Source organism: Pseudomonas sp. A34-9 (genome assembly GCF_029543085.1).
GTDB lineage: Bacteria > Pseudomonadota > Gammaproteobacteria > Pseudomonadales > Pseudomonadaceae > Aquipseudomonas.
Map to the genome: position 1 here is coordinate 4,075,897 of NZ_CP119967.1, position 19,380 is coordinate 4,095,276.

17 protein-coding genes and 1 pseudogene are annotated in these 19,380 nt (G+C 57.9%); 8 read left to right on the forward strand and 10 right to left on the reverse strand.

What is annotated here, in order from left to right; all coding sequences use genetic code 11:
- Window positions 1-3: 3 nt before the first annotated feature.
- Complete coding sequence (locus P3G59_RS18125; protein WP_277758385.1) at window positions 4-819, reverse strand: AraC family transcriptional regulator; 816 nt, start codon at window positions 817-819, stop codon at window positions 4-6.
- A gap of 130 nt (window positions 820-949) precedes the next feature.
- Between P3G59_RS18125 and P3G59_RS18130 the strand changes: the two genes are divergently transcribed.
- Window positions 950-1,462: a carboxymuconolactone decarboxylase family protein gene (locus P3G59_RS18130; protein WP_277758386.1), complete on the forward strand. Its 513-nt coding sequence runs from the start codon at window positions 950-952 to the stop codon at window positions 1,460-1,462.
- 562 nt (window positions 1,463-2,024) lie between these two features.
- On the opposite strand, the gene P3G59_RS18135 is transcribed toward P3G59_RS18130, so the two are convergent.
- A complete protein-coding gene (locus P3G59_RS18135; RefSeq protein ID WP_277758387.1) occupies window positions 2,025-3,470 on the reverse strand; it encodes a SulP family inorganic anion transporter in 1,446 nt (481 codons plus the stop codon).
- A gap of 156 nt (window positions 3,471-3,626) precedes the next feature.
- Here P3G59_RS18135 and P3G59_RS18140 point away from each other — a divergent pair, with 156 nt between their 5' ends.
- Window positions 3,627-3,935, forward strand: coding sequence for a hypothetical protein (locus tag P3G59_RS18140; RefSeq protein WP_277758388.1), 309 nt, complete (start codon window positions 3,627-3,629; stop codon window positions 3,933-3,935).
- Here the strand turns inward: P3G59_RS18140 and P3G59_RS18145 are convergent.
- Window positions 3,926-4,384 carry a GNAT family N-acetyltransferase gene (locus P3G59_RS18145; RefSeq protein WP_277758389.1) on the reverse strand — a complete coding sequence of 153 codons (459 nt, stop codon included), beginning with the start codon at window positions 4,382-4,384 and terminating at the stop codon, window positions 3,926-3,928. The two genes, P3G59_RS18140 and P3G59_RS18145, sit on opposite strands and share 10 nt — an antisense overlap.
- 143 nt (window positions 4,385-4,527) lie before the next feature.
- Between P3G59_RS18145 and P3G59_RS18150 the strand changes: the two genes are divergently transcribed.
- Window positions 4,528-5,172 carry a TetR/AcrR family transcriptional regulator gene (locus P3G59_RS18150; RefSeq protein ID WP_277758390.1) on the forward strand — a complete coding sequence of 215 codons (645 nt, stop codon included), beginning with the start codon at window positions 4,528-4,530 and terminating at the stop codon, window positions 5,170-5,172.
- Between the two features lie 11 nt (window positions 5,173-5,183).
- Here P3G59_RS18150 and P3G59_RS18155 read toward each other — a convergent pair whose 3' ends face one another.
- The 3 genes from P3G59_RS18155 to ggt form a co-directional block, all read right to left on the reverse strand.
- A complete protein-coding gene (locus P3G59_RS18155) occupies window positions 5,184-6,197 on the reverse strand; it encodes a hypothetical protein (protein WP_277758391.1) in 1,014 nt (337 codons plus the stop codon).
- Between the two features lie 196 nt (window positions 6,198-6,393).
- The gene (locus tag P3G59_RS18160; protein WP_277758392.1) at window positions 6,394-6,927 is read right to left on the reverse strand and encodes a cysteine hydrolase family protein; all 534 of its coding nucleotides are present in this window, start codon (window positions 6,925-6,927) and stop codon (window positions 6,394-6,396) included.
- A 66-nt stretch (window positions 6,928-6,993) separates the two neighbouring features.
- Window positions 6,994-8,721 (reverse strand): gamma-glutamyltransferase, encoded by a 1,728-nt coding sequence (gene ggt / locus P3G59_RS18165; protein ID WP_277758393.1) that lies wholly within the window; start codon window positions 8,719-8,721, stop codon window positions 6,994-6,996.
- 155 nt (window positions 8,722-8,876) lie between these two features.
- Between ggt and P3G59_RS18170 the strand changes: the two genes are divergently transcribed.
- Window positions 8,877-9,392, forward strand: a complete 516-nt coding sequence (locus P3G59_RS18170; protein WP_277758394.1) for a methylated-DNA--[protein]-cysteine S-methyltransferase — start codon at window positions 8,877-8,879, stop codon at window positions 9,390-9,392.
- Between the two features lie 94 nt (window positions 9,393-9,486).
- On the opposite strand, the gene P3G59_RS18175 is transcribed toward P3G59_RS18170, so the two are convergent.
- The gene (locus tag P3G59_RS18175; protein WP_277758395.1) at window positions 9,487-10,077 is read right to left on the reverse strand and encodes an NUDIX domain-containing protein; all 591 of its coding nucleotides are present in this window, start codon (window positions 10,075-10,077) and stop codon (window positions 9,487-9,489) included.
- A 192-nt stretch (window positions 10,078-10,269) separates the two neighbouring features.
- Between P3G59_RS18175 and P3G59_RS18180 the strand changes: the two genes are divergently transcribed.
- The 4 genes from P3G59_RS18180 to P3G59_RS18195 all read left to right on the forward strand — a co-directional run bounded on the left by P3G59_RS18180 (window position 10,270) and on the right by P3G59_RS18195 (window position 16,468).
- Window positions 10,270-15,123 (forward strand): RHS repeat-associated core domain-containing protein, encoded by a 4,854-nt coding sequence (locus P3G59_RS18180; RefSeq protein ID WP_277758396.1) that lies wholly within the window; start codon window positions 10,270-10,272, stop codon window positions 15,121-15,123.
- Window positions 15,120-15,518, forward strand: a complete 399-nt coding sequence (locus P3G59_RS18185; protein ID WP_277758397.1) for a hypothetical protein — start codon at window positions 15,120-15,122, stop codon at window positions 15,516-15,518. The genes P3G59_RS18180 and P3G59_RS18185 overlap by 4 nt, the downstream gene beginning before the upstream one ends.
- A gap of 47 nt (window positions 15,519-15,565) precedes the next feature.
- Window positions 15,566-15,958 carry a hypothetical protein gene (locus tag P3G59_RS18190; protein WP_277758398.1) on the forward strand — a complete coding sequence of 131 codons (393 nt, stop codon included), beginning with the start codon at window positions 15,566-15,568 and terminating at the stop codon, window positions 15,956-15,958.
- A 102-nt stretch (window positions 15,959-16,060) separates the two neighbouring features.
- Window positions 16,061-16,468 carry a hypothetical protein gene (locus P3G59_RS18195; RefSeq protein WP_277758399.1) on the forward strand — a complete coding sequence of 136 codons (408 nt, stop codon included), beginning with the start codon at window positions 16,061-16,063 and terminating at the stop codon, window positions 16,466-16,468.
- Between the two features lie 433 nt (window positions 16,469-16,901).
- On the opposite strand, the pseudogene P3G59_RS18200 reads toward P3G59_RS18195, so the two are convergent.
- The 3 genes and pseudogenes from P3G59_RS18200 to P3G59_RS18210 form a co-directional block, all read right to left on the reverse strand.
- Window positions 16,902-17,903 (reverse strand): annotated as a pseudogene (locus P3G59_RS18200) (chitinase); the annotation flags it as partial.
- A gap of 41 nt (window positions 17,904-17,944) precedes the next feature.
- Complete coding sequence (locus tag P3G59_RS18205) at window positions 17,945-18,580, reverse strand: lytic polysaccharide monooxygenase auxiliary activity family 9 protein (protein ID WP_277758400.1); 636 nt, start codon at window positions 18,578-18,580, stop codon at window positions 17,945-17,947.
- A gap of 221 nt (window positions 18,581-18,801) precedes the next feature.
- Window positions 18,802-19,239 (reverse strand): hemerythrin domain-containing protein, encoded by a 438-nt coding sequence (locus tag P3G59_RS18210; protein WP_277758401.1) that lies wholly within the window; start codon window positions 19,237-19,239, stop codon window positions 18,802-18,804.
- Window positions 19,240-19,380: the final 141 nt, after the last annotated feature.

Here is a 19,380-nt window from a genome sequence, read left to right on the forward strand (position 1 = left end):
TCCTCAGACGCCCGCCTTCCACTCGCGAGGACTAAGCCCGGTCTTGCGCCGAAACGCCCGGGCCAGCGCCGAAGGACTTTCGTAACCGACCTCCTCGGCAATCAACGCAATCGGCTTGCCTTCGCGCAGGCGCTTCTGCGCCAGACTGACGCGCCAACTCAGCAGATAATCGGCTGGTGTCTGCCCGACGACCCGGCGAAACTGCTCGGCAAACCCGGCGCGGGACAGGTTGGCGACCGCGGCCAGATCCGCCACGCTCCACGGTTTTTGCGGTTGTTCATGCATCAGGTTCAAGGCGCGGGACAGACGCGGATCAGCCAGCCCGGCGATCATCCCCGGTTGTTGCTCGCGACTGCTGATCAAGTGCCGCAACAGCAGAATCACCAGCAGCTCGAACAAGCGATCCATCACTGCCAGACGTCCGCAATGCCCTTCGAAGGCTTCCTTGAACAGCCACTCCACGGTATTGCCCAGCTCCGGGATGTCCGTCAGTTTCAGCACCAGATAATCCGGCAGTGCCGCCGCCAGTGCATTGCCGGAGCCGCCGTCAAACGTCAGTGTTGCGCAGACCACCTGAGTGTCCATGGCTTCGTCGGCGAACAGGCGATGGCCGAAGGGTCTGGGGAAGAAGATCAGCGACGGCTCACTGAGGCGGATCTCACGTTCGCTGCCCGGTTTGAGCCGCAATTCACCCGCCTGCAACAAATGAACATGGCCGACCGGCTCGTTTTCATGAACCGCGACGCCGCAAAACGTGCCGCTGTGAAAAGTGCCGGCCGTCACGCCGAAATGGCTGAGCAGTGTTGAAAGGCGATCCATGGACGGCTCCAAGGCATATCTGGACGATCTGCCGCATATCCTCGACGATTTGCCGCCAATGCACCAGCCCAGCTCAATAACATGGCCTCCATCCCCGGCGCACTTCGCACCGGACGTTCGGAGAATCACCATGAGCCGCATCCACGCTATCAGCCTCGAAACCGCCACCGACGCCAGCCGCCCTGTGCTGGAAGGTGTGAAAAAGAAAATCGGTTTCCTGCCCAACGTCTTCACCACCCTGGCCAAAGCACCGGTCGCCCTCGACACCTACGTGCAAGCTTCGGCAATCCTCGGCAAGACTTCATTAAGCGCCCAGGAAAAAGAAGCGGTGTACCTCGCCACCTCACAGGTCAACGGTTGCGACTATTGCCTGGCGGCGCACACCTTGTTTGCCAGCAAGGCCGGGCTTTCGGCACAAGACATCGTCGCCGCACGCCAGGGCGAACTCAACGCGTATGCCGCCCTCGCCCGTCAGCTGACTGAAAGCCGTGGCCATTTGACTGATGAACAGATAGCCACCGCCCGCACTGCCGGTATCGACGACGTGAAAATCATCGAAGTGATTGCACTGGTGGCCGTGCAGAGCCTGACCAACTACCTGAACAATGCGGCGCTGACCGATATCGACTTCCCGGCCATCTGAAATCGGCGACACAAAACCTGTGGAGCTTGCCTGCTGGTGATAGCGGTGTGTCATTCAAAGCATCTTTGTCCGACTCGACCGCCATCGCTTGCAGGCTCACTCCCACACAAAAGCAACAGCAACAGCAACAGCAACAGCAACAGCAACAGCAAGATCAAAAGATCGCAGCCTTCGGCAGCTCCTACAGGGGTGATATATACCCCCCGCACGCGGCGCATGCCGCCCCACTCAAAGGATGAGCGTTAGCTCGGCTGCAGCTTTTGATCTTGATCCACGGGCGACATCGGAAGGCTGAGCGGAGGGATTGATCCGGGCGTGGGAGCGCAGCGACCGTTTGGCGAAGCCAAACACAGCGAGAGGAGGTGCAGCGAAGCAAACCGTAGGCGCTGCGCCCGGATCAATCCCGCAGCGAAGGAACCCCGAGCCCCAGCGAGCGGGCCGCACGCAGGAGCAAGCCTTTTTGGTTACTTTTTCGGCGTCTGGAAAAAGTGACCCGCCGTAAGGGCGGAACCCTAAGCCGCCGTTACCGCAGCAACGGATATGTACACAGTCAGCCAGATAATCAGTGATGCTCCTCACCCGCCCGCTTCAGCAATTTCTTGCACCGCTCGGACAAATGAAACACCTGCAAATGCTTGCCCGCCTTGGCATAGCGCTCGCGCAAAGTCTTCAACGCCGCAATCGCCGAATAATCAACAAAACTCAAATGCCGACAATCCAAAGTCACGCGGTCCGGATCATTAGCCGGATCGAACTGATTGAGAAACGGCGTAGTCGAGGCAAAAAACAACGTGCCATGCAGACGATAAAGCTTGCTGCCGTCCGCTTCCAGATGCTCATCGGCATACAGCTCACGAGCCTGCTGCCAGGCAAAGTTGAGCGCAGCAATAATGATCCCGCACAGCACAGCCGTGGCCAGATCGGTGAACACCGTAATGGTGGTCACGGCGATGATCACCAGCACATCATTGAACGGCACTTTGTTCACCACCCGCAACGACGCCCAGGCAAAGGTCTGCTGCGACACCACAAACATCACACCGACCAGCGCCGCCAGTGGAATACGCTCGATCAGCGGCGACAGAAACAGAATGAACAACAGAATCAGCACGCCAGCGACCACGCCAGACAACCGCCCGCGCCCGCCGGAACTGAGGTTGATCACCGTCTGCCCGATCATCGCGCACCCGCCCATGCCGCCAAACGCGCCGCTGACCATGTTGGCCGCACCGAGCGCCACGCACTCACGATCCGGATAGCCACGGGTTTCAGTGATTTCATCGGTGAGGTTCAACGTCAGCAGGGTTTCCAGCAGACCGACCAGTGCCATCAGAATCGCATAAGGCGCGATGATGCGCAGGGTTTCGAAATTCCACGGGATGTCCGGCAAAGCGAAGGTCGGCAAGCCGCCAGCGATGTGCGCCATGTCGCCAAGGGTGCGAGTCGGCAGGCCGAACAGATAGACCAGCAGGCCAACGCCGAGGATCGCCACCAGTGCCGGTGGCACCGCGCGGGTCAGGCGCGGCAGAATGTAGACGATGGCCATGGTCAGCGCCACCAGCCCCGTCATCAAGTACAACGGCGTGCCGCTGAGCCAGTCCTCACCGCTCTTGAAATGCTCCAGTTGTGCCAGCGCAATGATGATCGCCAGGCCGTTGACGAAACCGAGCATCACCGGGTGCGGCACCATGCGCACCAGTTTGCCCAGGCGCAGCAGCCCGAACGCCATCATGATCAAGCCGCCAAGCAACACCGTCGCCAGCAGATACTGCACGCCGTGCTGCACCACCAGCGCGACGATGACCACAGCCATCGAGCCCGCCGCACCGGAGACCATGCCCGGCCGCCCGCCGAACAACGCCGTCAGCGTACAAATGATGAAGGCACCGTACAGGCCCATCAGCGGATTGAGGTGCGCCACCAGCGCAAACGCAATGCATTCGGGCAACAGGGCAAACGAGGTGGTGAGTCCGGCCAGGACATCGGCGCGCAGACGAATCGGTTTCATGGCTTACCTATCGAGCAGCCACCGAGCGCGGCTGCAGGTGTTCGGGAAAAAGAGGGTTGCGGATGTTACGGAATTGTCCGGGATCGGGCCAGTGAACGCTGACACTTGTCGGCTCGGGCTTTATGCTGGCGCGTTCCTGTATCGATTGAGTTGAACATGTCTGCCTTTCTGAGCGCCCGCGAGGTGTGCCAGCGTTTGCGTGAAGCTGCGCTGGGCGTGCTCGCTTTCAACATCTGCGATGGGCCCACCGCAACGGGACTGGTCACGGTCGATATCGAGGGCTGGCGCCTGCTGCTGGATGTTGAAGGTGGCCGGTTACACCACTGTGAATGTGCTCGCAACGGCGATGGGCAAGAAGGCGCGCTGGAGAGCTGGCAGCGTTATGGCACCGATCCGGTCAGTTTGCTCAGTACCTGGGAATTGGCGCAGATCGAGCAAATGCTGATGGCGGCCGTTCAGCCCTGACGCAAATCGAGAATGTAGGTGTAATAACCGCTGTCGCGTACGTAGCCGAGGGATTCGTACAAGCCTTGAGCCATGAAATTGTCGGTGGCGGTTTCCAGCACCAGGCCCTTGGCGCCGGTCGCCAAGGCAAAATCCCGCGCCGTGTTCATCAGCAGTCGGCCAACGCCGCGACCACGGGCGGCCGGTGCGGTGAACAGGTCGCTGAGCAGCCAGGTGCGGTGAGCATCGATGGACGAGAACGTCGGGTACAACTGCACGAATCCCAGCGCTTCAGCCTCTTCATCCTGAACCAGAAAAATCGCTGACTCGTCGCCGGCCATGCGCTCGGCGATGAAGGCGCGCGATTGCTCAAGGTTCGACGGCTGCTGGTAAAAGCCTCGATAAGCGTCGAACAACGGCGCCAGCGCATCCAGGTGTGTGACGTCGGCCCGCAGTACCTGAAGGGTCATGTCCCCGCTCCGTTCCCAGTCAATGATCGAAACAGCATAGCGCTGGCCATCGAGTGTGCTGGCTTCATCGCTATATAGTTTTGTATATTGCGAAACCAAAATCGCCAGAATCTTTCCATGCCGTCCAGCCAACCTGTATTGCCATGAGTGCCATCCGCGTACGCAACGAGCAACTGATCCTCGCCGCCGCCCGCTCAGAGTTCGCCGCGAACGGCTTCGACGCCACCCACACCCGTGACATCGCGGCGCGTGCCGGGGTGCCCAAGGCCAATCTGTATTATTACTTTCAGACCAAGGAAAACCTCTACAGCAAAGTACTGCTGGGGTTTGTCGAACCGTTGTTGGAGGCTTCGGCGGTGCTTCGTGAAAGTGATGATCCGCTGACCGGACTGCGCGCTTACGTTGCCGCCAGGATTCGTATTGCTCGCGAGCATCCGGCGATTGCCAAGGTCTTCAGTGGCGAGCTGCTGCTGGGCGGTCGACAGTTGCCGGATGAGTGCCGCGATCTGTTGCATGCCGAAGCACGGCGTAACGTTGAATGTTTGCGCAGCTGGATCGAACGCGGTCTGCTCGCGCCGGTGGATCCTGAGCATCTGATGCTGTTCATCTGGTCGGCGACGCGCACGTATACCAACATTGGCTGGCAGATGGGCCGGATCATGGGGCGCGAAGTGCCGCAGGATGAGGATTATCAAACAGCGGCGCAGACGATTACGCGGATGGTGCTGGAGGGTGTGGTGGTGACGCCGCGGGTGGGCGAGATTCGTGGGGTTTTGTTTGCGACGTGAGGCGTCTGGAATCAGGGCATGGAATCCAATGGGATCGAGCGATTGCCATTTGTGCGTTGGTACCAGGCTTGCAGAACATCGGGCAGACGCCCTTTCCATTTCATAGCGTTGGTGTAATAGCGCGCCCGCTGATGACCTTGCTCATCGTAGGTCAGCAGGATGATCCAGAAACGCTGGTCGGTTGTGCTCATGATGATGCCGGTGCCCCCCAGGCCACGCATCCACGTTTCCACCACCTGACTGCCCGGCACGTCGGCTGAGGGATCACCGACCTGCAAGGTGCCCGAAAGCTCAACGAGTCTTTCATAATCGTCCTTGAGCAATCCACGCAGGGCCTGGTTTTCCTCAGGCGTTCGCGCCAGGCCAAGGCTGAGCAGGTCGTAATCAAGCGTCACTGGTTGTTCCGAGGCGACATAAGTGCCGGCGTAATACACGCCCATACCCCCACCACAATCGGCATCTGCGCCGACTTGCGAGATATTCAGAACGCCATTCAGGGGGGTGAAAGTCAACGCGCACTCACCTTCTGCGTAATGCGCTTCTTTGCCTTCCAATACGGCGACACCCTCGAGATTTCCCGAGTTGGCGCCCTCGCCCGCCGCAATATCAAAAGTGATGTGCGCCGCATCGCGACGATGGGTTGTCAGCGTTGCCGCCGTTGAAGTATTCGCCGGAATGAGCTGCCAGGTCGCATCCCAACTGAAGGGCTGAGTGGCGTGTTCCAGTTCCGCCTGACGCATCAAATACTGGCGGCGCAAACAGGCCGTGAGGGCGCCACAGGCATTACGACTTTTCAGCCATTGCCGTTGATCGGTCTTGAGAGCCTTGGGATCGGCGACGTTGGCGAGGGTCGAGCGCCAACGCTCTGCAAGCTGTTCATCAAGCTGCGAAAGATACGGATCAGCGCAAATGGCTTTTTCAGTTTTGCTGTTGGCGATAGCGCAATCGAAACTGCTGGCGTGGGTGACAGAGGCAAACGCAAGGGAGGCCAGCAGCAAGGCATGACGCAGGGAGAGAGCAAACATCGAGAGATTCCATTCTTCGGACGGCGCGCAGTATGCCAGTGCTGCCAGCGAAAATCCCTGAAGTACATAGCACTCAGGATTTCGCAATCACTGTAGGAGTGAGCCTGCTCGCGAAAGCGTTCGGTCAGACGATGCAGCATCAAATGCCACACCGCTATCGCGAGCAGGCTCACTTCTACAGGTTTTGTGTGGGTTGTCAGAACATGATGTCGGCGGCGGGTTTGACGTCAATTCGGCCAGTAGCGCCGGTCAGGTGCGCCAGATCCTTGTTGTGTTCGACGATGATGTCTTCGGCGCCCATGTTGCCGTTGTCGACGGTGGAGTGCGCGTCGGCCACAAGCACTACGTCATAACCCAGGTGATGGGCCTGACGCACGGTGGCGTTGACGCAATAATCGGTTTGCAGACCGCAGATGACCAGTTTTTCGAAATCTTCGCTCGGTAACAATTTGCGCAAATCAGTCTGGTAGAACGAATCCGGGGTGGTCTTGCGTACGCGCAGGTCTTTCGGCGATGTCTCAAGCCCTTCGGCCAATTGCCAGCCTTCGGCACCCTGGGCCAACGGGCTGTCCTTTTCTTCATGCTGGATCAGCACCACTGGCACACCTGCCTTGCGCGCGCGGGCGCTGAGGTCGTTGATGGTGTCGATTACGCGGTGAATGTCATGGCACTGGTATTCGCCCGAACAGAGGGCGCGCTGGACGTCGATGATCAGTAATGCGGTGGTCATGATGAGCCTTCCTTGATCAATCTTTGAGACAGGGGCGGACGTGAGCCCGCCCCCTTTTTACGCCCCTCAGTAACCCAGTGACAAGCCGGTGTTGCGGCGCGGATCGTTGGCGCCGTAGAAACGGTTTTTCCCGACTGGTTTACCCCCCAGCGACGGCGCGCCGACCAGAATCGCGGCGATGTGGTTGGCGTCCTGCGGGCCGGCGAACTTGTGGCCCCAGCTTTCGAGGATCTTCTTCGTGTCGGGGCTGGCGGCGAAGTCTTCGAGGTTGGTTTCCTCCGGCATCCACTGCTGATGGAAGCGTGGCGCGTCGACCGCTTCCTGCAAGCCCATGCCGTAGTCGATGACGTTGAGCATGGTCAGCAAGGTCGCGGTGATGATGCGGCTGCCGCCCGGCGTGCCGACCACCATCACCACTTTGCCGTCCTTGGTGACGATGGTCGGACTCATCGACGACAACGGTGCCTTGCCCGGGGCGATGGCGTTGGCTTCGCCCTGCACCAGACCGTACATGTTCGGCACGCCGACCTTGGAGGTGAAGTCATCCATTTCATCGTTGAGGATCACCCCGGTCTTGCTCGCCATCACGCCCGCGCCGAACCAGTCGTTGAGGGTGTAAGTGACCGACACCGCATTGCCCCACTTGTCGACGATCGAATAGTGGGTGGTGTTGCTGCCTTCATGGGGCGCTACACCAGGTTTGAGCTCAGCCGAGACACCGGCCTTTTGCGGCTGGATGGCATCGCGCAGTTTGGTCGCGTAGTTCTTGTCCAGCAGGTGCTCGATCGGGTTTTTGACGAAATCCGGATCGCCGAGGTAGCTGTTGCGATCGACATACGCGTGACGCATCGCTTCGATCTGGTAGTGCATGCCCTGAGCGGAATGGAAGCCCAGGTCCTTCATCGGATAGCCTTCAAGGATGTTCATGATCTGGCAGATCACCACCCCGCCAGAGCTTGGCGGTGGCGCCGAGACCACGTGATAACCGCGGTAGTCACACTCCACAGGCGCCAGTTCGCGGGTCTTGTATTTGTCGAGGTCGGCCTGGGTGATGATGCCTTTGTTGGCCTGGCTCGACGTCACGATGGCATCCGCGACCCAACCTTTATAGAAGCCGTCGGTGCCTTTTTCGGAAATGCTCCGCAGGGTCTTGCCGAGGTCCTTCTGCACCAGTTTCTGCCCGACTTGCATCGGCTCACCGTTGTGCAGGAAGATCGAGCCGGAATCGCGCATGTCCTTCTTGAACACGTCGGTGGCGTACTCCAGCAGCTCGACGTCACCCTGCTCCAGTTCGAAACCGTCTTCCGCCAGTTTGATCGCCGGAGCAATCATTTCCTTGCGTGGTTTGGTCCCGTATTTGCTCAGCGCCAGTTCCATGCCGGACACTGTGCCCGGCACACCCACCGCCAAATGCCCACGGGTGCTGAGATCGGGAATGACGTTGCCTTCCTTGTCGAGGTACATGTTGGCGGTGGCCGCCAGCGGCGCTTTTTCGCGGAAATCGAGGAAGGTCTTACGCCCGTCCGCCAGTTGAATGGTCATGAAACCGCCTCCACCGAGGTTGCCCGCTGCGGGATAAACCACCGCCAGCGCGTACCCCACGGCGACCGCCGCATCGACGGCATTGCCGCCACTTTTCAGTACATCGACGCCCACATGGGTGGCCAGATGTTGCGCGGTGACCACCATGCCGTTTTCGGCAGCAACCGGTGCGACTGACGCCGCGTGAGCCATAAGACAGCTGAGTGCCAGTGAGGTCGCTATCAGCGACTTGGCCAAAGGTTCGTACTTCATGAGTCGATCTCTTTTTTGTTGTTTTCAGGGGCTGTGCAAAACAGAGGGGGAACGCTTCAAGAGCAACAATCAGTATGGTCGGCTTTGCGTATTGCGCCTCCTCGATCAGGCAGTATGCTGGGCGCTGTTGCCGCCCTGATCCGGAGTCTGCCGTCATGCCTTACACGTTCATCTCCCTGCCCTCGCCCGTCGGCGAGCTGAAGCTGGTCGCGAACGGTTCACGACTGGCAGCCATCCTCTGGGAAAACGACAAACCGAGCCGCGTGCGCCTCGGGCCGATGAGCGAGGCACCCGACAATCCGATCCTGCAGAAAACCGCCCGGCAACTTGAAGAATATTTTTCCGGAATTCGGCATCGCTTCGAGCTGGAGCTCGATTTCGCCGGCACGGACTTTCAGAAAAAGGTCTGGGCAGCGCTGCTGACCATTCCATTCGGCGAGACGCGGACCTATAGCCAGATTGCCGAGCAGATAGGCAATCCCACCGCTGTGCGGGCAGTGGGCGCAGCGAACGGACGCAACCCGATCTCCATTGTCGCGCCGTGTCATCGAGTGATCGGCGCGTCGGGGAAGCTCACCGGGTTCGCCGGTGGGCTGCAGGCGAAAGAGCGCTTGCTGACCCTGGAGGGTGGCGACTGGTCGCAGATTGGTAAAACCGGGGATTTGTTTTAGTCAGTTAAAACAGATCAAGAGATCGCAGCCTTCGGCAGCTCCTACAGGAAAACGCATTCCAGGTAGGAGCTGCCGTAGGCTGCGATCTTTTGATTTATTGGGCAAACAAGCTATTCATCGCCGCATACTGCAACAGCATGATGGTCTTGGCATCGCAGATCTCACCGCGCTGAAACGCCGCCAACGCGTCATCGAATCGCCACTCCAACACTTCCAGTTCTTCGGTCTCCTCCTCCAGGCCACCGCCGTCGCTGACTTTCGATGCCGCATCGTACTCAGCAATGAAAAAGTGCAGTTTCTCGGTTACCGAACCGGGACTCATGTAAGCCTCGAACACTTTCTTCACATCGTGCACGCGATAACCGGTTTCCTCTTCGGCTTCATCGCGAATCCGCTGTTCCGGCGCAGCGCCTTCGAGCAAGCCTGCAGCCACCTCGATCAACAACCCATCATGGCCATTGACGAACACCGGCAAACGAAACTGCCGGGTCAGCACCACCGTGCGCTGCTCGCGGTTAAACAACAGAATCGCTGCACCGTTGCCACGGTCGTAGACCTCACGGGTCTGACGCTGCCACTCACCATTGTTGCGGTGATAGTCGAAGGTGATTTTCTTCAGCAGATACCAGTCATGGGACAACACTTGAGTATCGACAATGTTGACCCGCTCGGCTGTGTTGGACATGACGCCTGATCCTTTTTGCATTGAAGGCACCCGGGCAGGTGCTTTTTTGTGAACGAAAATACGAAACCCTATACCGCCCTACAAATCATGTCGAAACATCCTACAGACAACGCCTACTCGCCCGACTTCTTTCCTGATTGATCCCCCGCAAAGTCCGCGCACCTCTTTTTTCATGTGCGCGAGTGCCTGCCAATGTTTCAACCCGATCGGCTTCTGGCTCTGAACAACAGCATTGGCCTGCTCATTGTTGCTGCTTTGAATCCCGATGAGCCGGACTTCGAACACCTGATCCGCGAGTTCCGCCTGTGCCTGAACAACTACGAGGTCTGGGCCGAGCAGTTCTGGACAGGAACCGCGCTGGATGTCGAGCAGGTCTTCACCGTCGGCAACGACGTGCGCCTCAGCGCGCCGATCAAGTCGCGCCAACCGCTCAGTTCATCGGTGGTCATGTGCCCGGCCAGCGGGTCGCTGACGCTGGTGCACATGTTCGACGCCGCGCGGTTCGTGCCGATCGGCGATACGCCGGTGACGCTCGAACCGGTGATAACCGATGTTGGCGGCGTGCTGACTTTTGGCGAACCGTTGCACCACACCATCGGCCCCAGCGGCATTCTGCAAGTAACCGATTGCGATCGGGGCCAGCGTTATCGCATCACCTTTTTTCCCGATGTGTCCACCGACCATGTGCGCGCTCTGTATGCCTCTTATGAGGGTGTCATTGCACGCCTGGAAGGCTGGCTGCGCGCTGAGTGGGCAGGATTTCAACCACAGTGGACGGAGTTTTCCAGCGCCGGGTTTCTTGAGCGTTACGGCCAGTTGCAGCAGGCCGATTGGCGCGGGTTCGAGAAAGCCCTGAATGGCGTCTGGGATGACATCAAGCAGGTATTCGCCCTGCTCGCCGACTTGCAGGCCAACAGTGAAAAATTGCTGGAATACCTCAGCGACGCTGAACTGGAAGCGCTGCTGCAGGCGTCCAGCGACGCCATCACCAACGGTCTGCTGATCCTCAGTGACGAACCGTTGCTGTTCATTCATCTGGCCGCGTTCAGCAGTTGGCTGAAGATGCTGCCGCCGCAATACCTGGCCGAAGTGGTGGCCGAGGTGCGGGTCGAACTGCTGATCAGCTTTCTGCTGACGGGATTGTCTGGCGGCGTCGGCGTGCCACTGCGCTTGAGCAGCAAGGTGCTGGCGAAGATCAAGTCGCCGCGCGCTCGGCAATGGTTGGCGGCTTCAGCGTTGCGACTCGCGGAACTGACGTCAGCGCCGGAACTGAACAAACACGCGGGCGCGTTGAAGCCGCTGATGTTTCACGCGCGTGACGTTGAGTTGAAACCGACACCGTCGATACCGCTGAACATTCGTCAGGCCGATTCGCGGGTGTTGACGGTGCCGAATCCGGCGCCTGTGGTGCGCGACAAGCCTGGCGGCTCAAGCCGGATCGAGCGGCACGAGCCTCACGACGACTCGCCGGACCAGGCGAAAAACCCCAACGGTGACAGCGCCGATTGCGTGCCGCTGACTTGCACCAACGGTTGCCCGGTGTCGATGGTCACCGGTGAGGAACTGCTGACCCTGAAAGATGCGGTGCTCGATGGCGTGTTGCCGTTTGAGTTCACTCGGTTGTATCGCTCCAGCGCCGTCGAGATCGATGTTGGACTGGGGTTTGGCTGGAGTCATTCGCTGGCGCATCGGCTGGCGTTTGAGGGCGACTTTGTTGTCTGGGTCGACCATGAAAACCGCCGCACCCGGTTTCCGTTGCCGAGTAGCGAGCGACCGGCGATTCACAACAGTTTGTCGCGGGCGGCGATCTTTCTGGGTGATGAGCCGGAGGAGCTGATCCTCGCGCTGGCCGGTGAAACGGCGCGGTTTTATCACTTTCGTGCGGGTCGGCTGACGGCGATCAGCGATGCCTACGGCAATCGTCTGACGGTGCAGCGCGATCGGTCTGACCGGGTGCAGCGACTGGACAACGGTGCCGGGCGTTCGCTGCTGTTGCGGTATGACCGGGCGCAGTTGGTTGGTGTTGATTACCAGGTGTTTCGCGACGGTGCCTGGAGCACCGAACAGGCGCTGGTCAGTTACCGCTACGACGCTTATCAGCACCTGATCGAAGCGACTAATGCCGTCGGTGACAGCGAGCGCTACGACTACGACGACGCCCACGTGATCCTGCAGCGGCAACTGGCCGGCGGCGCGAGTTTTTTCTGGGAGTGGGAACGTTCCGGCACGGCTGCGCGTTGTGTACGCCACTGGGCGTCGTTTTCGCAGATGGACACGCGCTATGTCTGGAGCGACGACGGCAGTGTCGCGGTGCATTACGTCGACGGCACCGAAGAAACTTATGTCCACGACGAACGTGCGCGGCTGGTGCGCAAGGTCTCGGCCAACGGTGGTGAGCAGCTCAAGGCCTATGACGACGCGGGGCGACTGATCGCCGAGCAGGATGCCTTGGGCGCGGTCACCGAGTACCGCTATGACGAGGTCGGACGACTGATCGCGCTGATTCCTCCGGATGACGCGCCCACGTCCTACGAGTATCGCAACGGTTTCCTGCATCGGCGTTCGCGTGGCGAGGCAGTGTGGATCTACCGGCGCAATGCCGAAGGCGATATCACCGAAGCGGTCGACCCCGAGGGTCAGGTCACCCATTACTACTACGACACCCGTGGCCAGTTGCTGTCGATCCGCTACCCGGACAGCAGTCGGCATCGGCTGGTCTGGAATAGCCTTGGTCAGTTGACCGAAGAAACGCTGCCCGACGGTGGCGTACGGCGTTTTTCCTACGATGCGCTGGGACGGCGGACCACCACCGCCGACGAACACGGTGCGGTCACCCGGCAGCATTGGGACGCCGTCGGCCGACTGATTCAGACGACATTTCCTACCGGCAGCACCCGCGCCTACAGCTACGGCGCCTACGGTCAGGTCACCGCCGAGCGCGATGAACTGGGGCGCATCACCCGCTACGAATACGACGACGATCTGCATCTGGTCTCGCGGCGGATCAACCCTGACGGCACGCAAGTGCAGTACCGCTACGACCATGCGCAACTGCTGCTCACCGAGATTGAAAACGAATCGGGGGAAAAGTATCGGCTGGACTACACGCCGACCGGGCTGATTCGTCAGGAAGTTGGTTTTGACGGTCGCCGCACGGCGTACGCCTACGACCTCAACGGCCATCTGCTGGAAAAGACCGAGTTCGGTGATGACGGTTCGACGCTGATTACCGGATATGCCCGCGATGCTGCCGGGCGCCTGTTAATCAAGACCCTGCCCGACGGCATCAAGGTCAGCTATCAGTACGACCGCCTCGGCCGTTTGATTGGGGTCGACGACGGCCAGCAACATCCGTTGGCCTTCGAATACGACCGTCAGGACCGCTTGATCACCGAACATCAGGGCTGGGGCACTCTGCGCTACCGCTACGACGCCTGCGGCCAGCTCAAGCGCATGCGCCTGCCGGACAACAGTCTGCTCGACTATCACCACGCCAAGGGCGGCACGCTGACCGGCATCGACCTCAACGGCGCACCGCTGACCCGCCACGTCTACCAGTCCGGTCGCGAACTGCAACGCCAGCAAGGTTTGCTGCTCAGCGAATATTCGTACGACGAACAGGGACGGTTACTCGCCCACGCCGTAGGCCATCAGCGCGCTGCGCTGTATCGCCGCGATTATGCCTACAACGCCAACGGCAATCTCGCCCACATCGCCGACAGCCGCCACGGCCAGCGCACCTACGGTTACGACGCCCTCGACCGCCTCATCCGCGTACGCCACTCGCGCGACGAACTGCCGGAAAGCTTCGCCCATGATCCGGCCGGCAACCTGCTGATGCAGGACCGCCCCGGCCCGAGCCAGATCAAAGGCAATCGCCTGCTGATGCAAGGCGACCGCCACTACGACTACGACGCCTTCGGCAACCTGATCCGCGAACGCCGCGGCCGCGCGCAAACCCTCGTCACCGAATACCGCTACGACTGCCAGCACCGCCTGATCGGCCTGACCCGCCCCGACGGCCAGACCGCCAGTTATCGCTACGACGCCTTCGGCCGACGCATCCGCAAAACCGTCGGCGACGAAACCACCGAGTTCTTCTGGCAAGGCGACCACCTCGTCGCCGAAAGCAGCGAACGCGAATACCGCAGCTACGTCTACGAACCCGGCACCTTCCGCCCCATCGCCCTGCTCGACGGCAAAGGCCCGCAAAAGGCCTGCCCCTTCTACTACCAACTCGACCACCTCGGCACCCCGCAGGAACTCACCGACTACAGCGGCGCCATCGCCTGGTCCGCGCAATACGACGCCTACGGCAAAGTCGCCGCGCTGACCCTGGCTGGCGACGACTACCTGAACCAGCCGCTGCGCTTTCAGGGGCAGTATTTCGATGCGGAAAGCGGGCTGCATTACAACCGGCACCGGTACTACGACCCGAGGCTGGGGCGGTATCTGACGCCGGATCCGATCAAGTTGGCGGGTGGGCTGAATCAGTACCAGTACGTGCCGAATCCGACGGGGTGGGTGGATCCGTTGGGGTTGAGCTCCAATTGTCCGCCGCCGAATACGCCTGGGTGTGAGGTGCCGGGTGGGATTGGTGGGGCTAAGGTAGATGAAGGAGAGCCCAAGCGCCCAGCGCCGAAAGGTGAACAAGAATATCTGTACCGTGGAGACGAAAAGGACCCCTCGGATATCTTCGTGAATGGTTTCAAAAGCAAGGGAGATAGCATGGATCTGATGCTTCATTCAATTGACAGCAACTTCCCACCAAGCGGCTTCATCAGTACCTCCCCCTCCAGAGATGTGGGAATAGAGTTTGCTACGGGTTTTTTCACAAGAACCGGCTTCCTTTACACCCTCAAAAAAGTTCCAGGTCACGACCTGAAAAAAGAGCTCGGCTCCGGTTACAAGTTTGATAGAGAACAAGAGATTGCAATCCCCCGAGTAATCAAAAATGAAGACATCCTAGGTGCCACCATCATCACCGACGAAGGCAAAGAGTTCGGCTACTCCATCCCCAACCCACACAGGAAAATATATAAATGATTGCAAAATTCGAAATAGCCATCAGCACTGGAAACACAACAAAAAAAACCGAGCTAATTTGCGACAACGAGGCGATATCGATAACCGCAACCTTAGAAGACGACAGCCCCAGAACCTACATTGAAAGCGATTTTTACAAATGCTTCGGACTACTGCGTAAAGCCAACCCTCACATAACATTTTTTTGTAAGGGTGCGAAAATCAATGTTCACCCGTCAAGCATGTCCGCGCAAATGACTCTGGGCATGAAGGCATACGAACTAGAAGCAGGTAAGAAGCCGTCCCTTGCCGACTTAGTTTTCATATTTGATTATGAGGAACAACAATTGACTAACAACCCGGAGGAGCAGCGCGCTTTCTACTTGAACTGGATAAAATCGAAAACCGAGGAATAAACCCTGAAAGGGCTGTGGAAAATTTAAAAAAACAACAAAGGTCACGCATGAAAACGATATATGTTGAGATCGTTAAAGATCTGAAGCGAGAAACAGGAAACATTGTGATAGATCGAAAAACAAAAAGACTTACCTTCACTATGAAAAACGGCAAAACCAGCACACGCAGTGCCGCCGACTTGTATATTTGCTTCGGCCTAATCAGGGCAGACTTCCCCGACATCAAATTCCTATGTAAAGGCGCCAAAACAAATGTTCACCCTTCGCGTATGACATCACAAATGTCCACTGGGTTGGTCGCATACGAACTCACTTTTGGCCAGCCCACCGAAGAGTCTGACATTGTTCGCATCTTCGATTATGAGGATAACGATTTAACGAATGATCTTGAGGCTCAAAAAGCCTATTACTTTCGATGGATTAAATCCTTAAAGACTTAAAAAAAGACAATTCCAACCCCGACATCATTCCTGCCCCAAATACTCAACGCCTACCAAGAAATATACCGCAGGCCTTTTCCAACATCCCCTAAGAGAGAAAAAATGGAGCACAGAAAAATATCACTTATCGTCAGTGGTGCCAGGGAAGAGGCCAAAATCAATTACGACTCGATAAAAGGCACTATAAAGTTCTCCATGAAAAATGGCTTCACTAAAACCTACGAGTCGACTGATCTCTATTTATGCCTAGCAAAAATAAGACACGACAACCCTGAAGTTATTTTTATGTGCAAAGGAGCAAAACTGAACGTAACTCCATCAAGAATGTGCTCACAAATGAGTGGTGGCGTGATCGCTTACGAGCTTAAGGATGGTAAGTCCGCAACCTTTGAAGACATTGTCCAAATATTTGATTATGAAGAAAACAACTTAGCAAAAAGCCTGAAGGAGCAGCGAGAGTATTACTACACATGGTTGAACTCCCTTTTGATCGCGCTGACTTATAAATAACACCGGAAGCTTTTGTAAGATGAGCGACTCTAATCACGCCCCTTAATTTTGATAAATACATTGGCACCAAAATACATTAAACGCGCCGTCACTGCTCAACCTCATCCTCTTCATACTGCGTATCCGCCTTATCCGAATCACGCAAAGGCACCGTCACATCATCCATCAGCGACCCCGGATCCTTGTTCTCCGAATCATTGATAAACGACAGCCAACTCGAGACATTCTCTTCCTTGCCTTCAGTTTTCAGGTGTCACGGTAACCCTCATCATTTTCAGGGGACAAGCGTTCGAAAATCCCCAACAGCCAATCGTCCCGCCGTCTCACCGGAAAATATGAAAAGCCCGGCAGCGCTACCGGGCTTCTTTATTTGCAACTAACGAGCGACGTGCGACAACGAGTCATCAACAGTCTGCCCCGCGGCGGGAACCCCGTGAATCAGCGGTCCATAACGCCGGCTGAATTCCCAGTTGTACGGCACGCCATCCTTGCTGGTGCCGTTGTCCCAGTTCACCGACCAGGTCATCAAGCCTTTGATCGGTATCCCCTTGATCGCCAGACGCTTGAGGACGTTGCCGACCACGGTGTTGTCGATCACATAACCGGTGGCTGCTGCATCATTGTTGGCTGGCAGACCGATGACGAACTTGTCTGCCGGGATCCGCGTGAAGCCACGTGTGCCGGTCACCAGACTTTCGGTCAGGTAATAAAGGAAATCCTCCTTCAGCGCATCGTTGTTCTGCGCAATCCACGCACCCGCGCCGTTGTTCGCCTCCGGTACCCAGACCCCGTCACCGCCCTGGTTGTAGAACTGCGGGGCGATGAAGTCGTAGTAGCCTTCCAGTGCCTGCAAATAGCTGATGTATTTACCGGTGCTGGTCAGGTACGGAAACTCCGGAGCCATGCTGATGATGAAGTGCTTGCCCTGGCCTGCGTAGTGATCCTTGACCAGTTTCAATGCCGCTGGCAGGACTGTCTTGTTGGCAGCGAAATCAATCGCGCTCTGCTCAAGATCGATGTCCAGCCCGTCGAAGCCGTAGGTTTCCACCAGACGGATGATTTCATTGGCCAGCGGTTGTTCCTGACCGCTGCGCAACTCGATGTGCGCATCGGCACCGCCGAGGGAAATCAACACGGCCCGCCCCTGGCTGTTGAGCACGCCGACCTGACGGCGGAACTCGGCATCGGAAACGTTGAACGGTTTGAAGGTCGGAATCCCGCTGCCCTTCATAAAGGCTACCGCGACGACGTTGTATTCCTTGGGCACTTCCTCCAGCGAGAGGCTGGCGAAGCGGCCCTGACGGTAACCATCGCTTGGCCCCGCCGGCCAGTTGTGCCAGAAGCCCATGAGGATTTTTTTGCCAGCAATGCTCGGCATCAGCGAGGCGGCATCGCTCGCCGCGCTCTGCACTAAAGAGAAATCGATTTTTGACATGTTCTAATCCTTCAGAACGTGGGTTTGACGACGTATCGCCGTTATTTGAAGTCGACGTCGAAAGCCTGATAGAAGGCGTTACCGGTGTTGGCGACGATCCACATCAGTACGATCACATGATGGCCCTTCTTGTTGACCGGCAGTTTCACCGTGTGATTGACCTTGGCCTTCAGCTCATTCGGGTAGCTGTAATAAGGCACCTGAGTGTAGAAGTCCTCGAAGAATGGTTGGGCTTCCAGTTGCGCACGGGTAATACGCTGTTTCGGGTCCCAGCCATCCTTGGTGATCAGCCAGCGGTAGCCGCGGGTGGTGTGCGGCGCGGTGTATTCCCATTTGATTTCGAGGGTTTGCCCCGGGGTTACATTGAGCAGCGTCCAAGTGAACGAACGAGCGAGTTTCTTGCTCATTTCCTCATTGGTGAAGTTCACACAGTCGCGGGCATCGGTCTTGCCGCCGCTGAGGATGTAGCCATCGGCCGGCGGCGTGACACTGTCCGAGTCGCTCTGGTAAGGCGCCGGAAATGGCCCCGCTGCCAGCGCCGGGAAATTCTTCCCGCCTTCCATTTCGTTGACCTGCCAGGCGCCGAGCAATCCTTGCTCGATCGCTACCGCACCGCGGCTGGCAGGAGAGATGACGCGACCGTGTCGCAGTTGGGTGTGTGCTTGTGGTTGATTCATGTTTTTCACTCCGTTGATTTAAGAACTCTCCATTCCGAGGAGAGGCCTTCAAGCTAACGGAGGCGGATTTTTTGTCCATCGGCGGTTTTGTCGCAGCCAGCGGCGTTAAAACGTAAAAACACCGCAAATACTGGATTGATATACAGCTGTTTACGACAACGCCCACTCAAGGTGACGCCAAAGGATTACACGCCGACGCTACAAAAACTTCCATTCAGTACTCACGCCAACTGTGCCTTGAACTCCTTTTCGTACTGCCCGGCGAGCTGCTCTTTCTGCTTTTCGTTGAGCAATTTGCCCGCCATCTGGAAGAACTTTTGCTCTTCTTCTTTCAAATGATGATGAACCTTGTCCGACAGCTTCTTCGCAGTTGCCAACCACGCTGGACTGGACATCTCGGTCTCGTCGAGTTCTTCCATCATCTCGTCCATTTCATGGTGTTCAGCGATGGCATGACGGCTCAGATCGACACCCTGATCAAGCTCCATCAACGGAATGTAGAAATGGCGCTCTTCGGCAGTTTCATGAGCCTGGAGCTCTGCCTTCAGCTGTTTGTAGGCTTCGACCCGCTCTGGCGTATCGCCGCTGGTTTCTATCAGGGTTTTGGCGTAGCTACGCTGGCGGTCATGGCTTTCGCGAAGGGCTTCGAAAATATTCATTGGGGGGTCCTCATCTACCGCGTGCGGGAATGACGCTGTAAAAGCTAGACCCCGACGTGAGAGCGGCAGTTCCACCGGCTTGAGGGAGGGCTTGGAAGACGAGCGCCGGGCAGGATAGGCTGCGAGTTCACATTACAAGGA

What these genes read in the sequence shown, in the direction of transcription:
- P3G59_RS18125 (WP_277758385.1), bottom strand. Translation starts at nt 819, where the DNA reads ATGGATCGCCTTTCAACACTGCTCAGCCATTTCGGCGTGACGGCCGGC.
- P3G59_RS18130 (WP_277758386.1), top strand. Translation starts at nt 950, where the DNA reads ATGAGCCGCATCCACGCTATCAGCCTCGAAACCGCCACCGACGCCAGC.
- P3G59_RS18135 (WP_277758387.1), bottom strand. Translation starts at nt 3,470, where the DNA reads ATGAAACCGATTCGTCTGCGCGCCGATGTCCTGGCCGGACTCACCACC.
- P3G59_RS18140 (WP_277758388.1), top strand. Translation starts at nt 3,627, where the DNA reads ATGTCTGCCTTTCTGAGCGCCCGCGAGGTGTGCCAGCGTTTGCGTGAA.
- P3G59_RS18145 (WP_277758389.1), bottom strand. Translation starts at nt 4,384, where the DNA reads ATGACCCTTCAGGTACTGCGGGCCGACGTCACACACCTGGATGCGCTG.
- P3G59_RS18150 (WP_277758390.1), top strand. Translation starts at nt 4,528, where the DNA reads ATGAGTGCCATCCGCGTACGCAACGAGCAACTGATCCTCGCCGCCGCC.
- P3G59_RS18155 (WP_277758391.1), bottom strand. Translation starts at nt 6,197, where the DNA reads ATGTTTGCTCTCTCCCTGCGTCATGCCTTGCTGCTGGCCTCCCTTGCG.
- P3G59_RS18160 (WP_277758392.1), bottom strand. Translation starts at nt 6,927, where the DNA reads ATGACCACCGCATTACTGATCATCGACGTCCAGCGCGCCCTCTGTTCG.
- ggt (WP_277758393.1), bottom strand. Translation starts at nt 8,721, where the DNA reads ATGAAGTACGAACCTTTGGCCAAGTCGCTGATAGCGACCTCACTGGCA.
- P3G59_RS18170 (WP_277758394.1), top strand. Translation starts at nt 8,877, where the DNA reads ATGCCTTACACGTTCATCTCCCTGCCCTCGCCCGTCGGCGAGCTGAAG.
- P3G59_RS18175 (WP_277758395.1), bottom strand. Translation starts at nt 10,077, where the DNA reads ATGTCCAACACAGCCGAGCGGGTCAACATTGTCGATACTCAAGTGTTG.
- P3G59_RS18180 (WP_277758396.1), top strand. Translation starts at nt 10,270, where the DNA reads ATGTTTCAACCCGATCGGCTTCTGGCTCTGAACAACAGCATTGGCCTG.
- P3G59_RS18185 (WP_277758397.1), top strand. Translation starts at nt 15,120, where the DNA reads ATGATTGCAAAATTCGAAATAGCCATCAGCACTGGAAACACAACAAAA.
- P3G59_RS18190 (WP_277758398.1), top strand. Translation starts at nt 15,566, where the DNA reads ATGAAAACGATATATGTTGAGATCGTTAAAGATCTGAAGCGAGAAACA.
- P3G59_RS18195 (WP_277758399.1), top strand. Translation starts at nt 16,061, where the DNA reads ATGGAGCACAGAAAAATATCACTTATCGTCAGTGGTGCCAGGGAAGAG.
- P3G59_RS18205 (WP_277758400.1), bottom strand. Translation starts at nt 18,580, where the DNA reads ATGAATCAACCACAAGCACACACCCAACTGCGACACGGTCGCGTCATC.
- P3G59_RS18210 (WP_277758401.1), bottom strand. Translation starts at nt 19,239, where the DNA reads ATGAATATTTTCGAAGCCCTTCGCGAAAGCCATGACCGCCAGCGTAGC.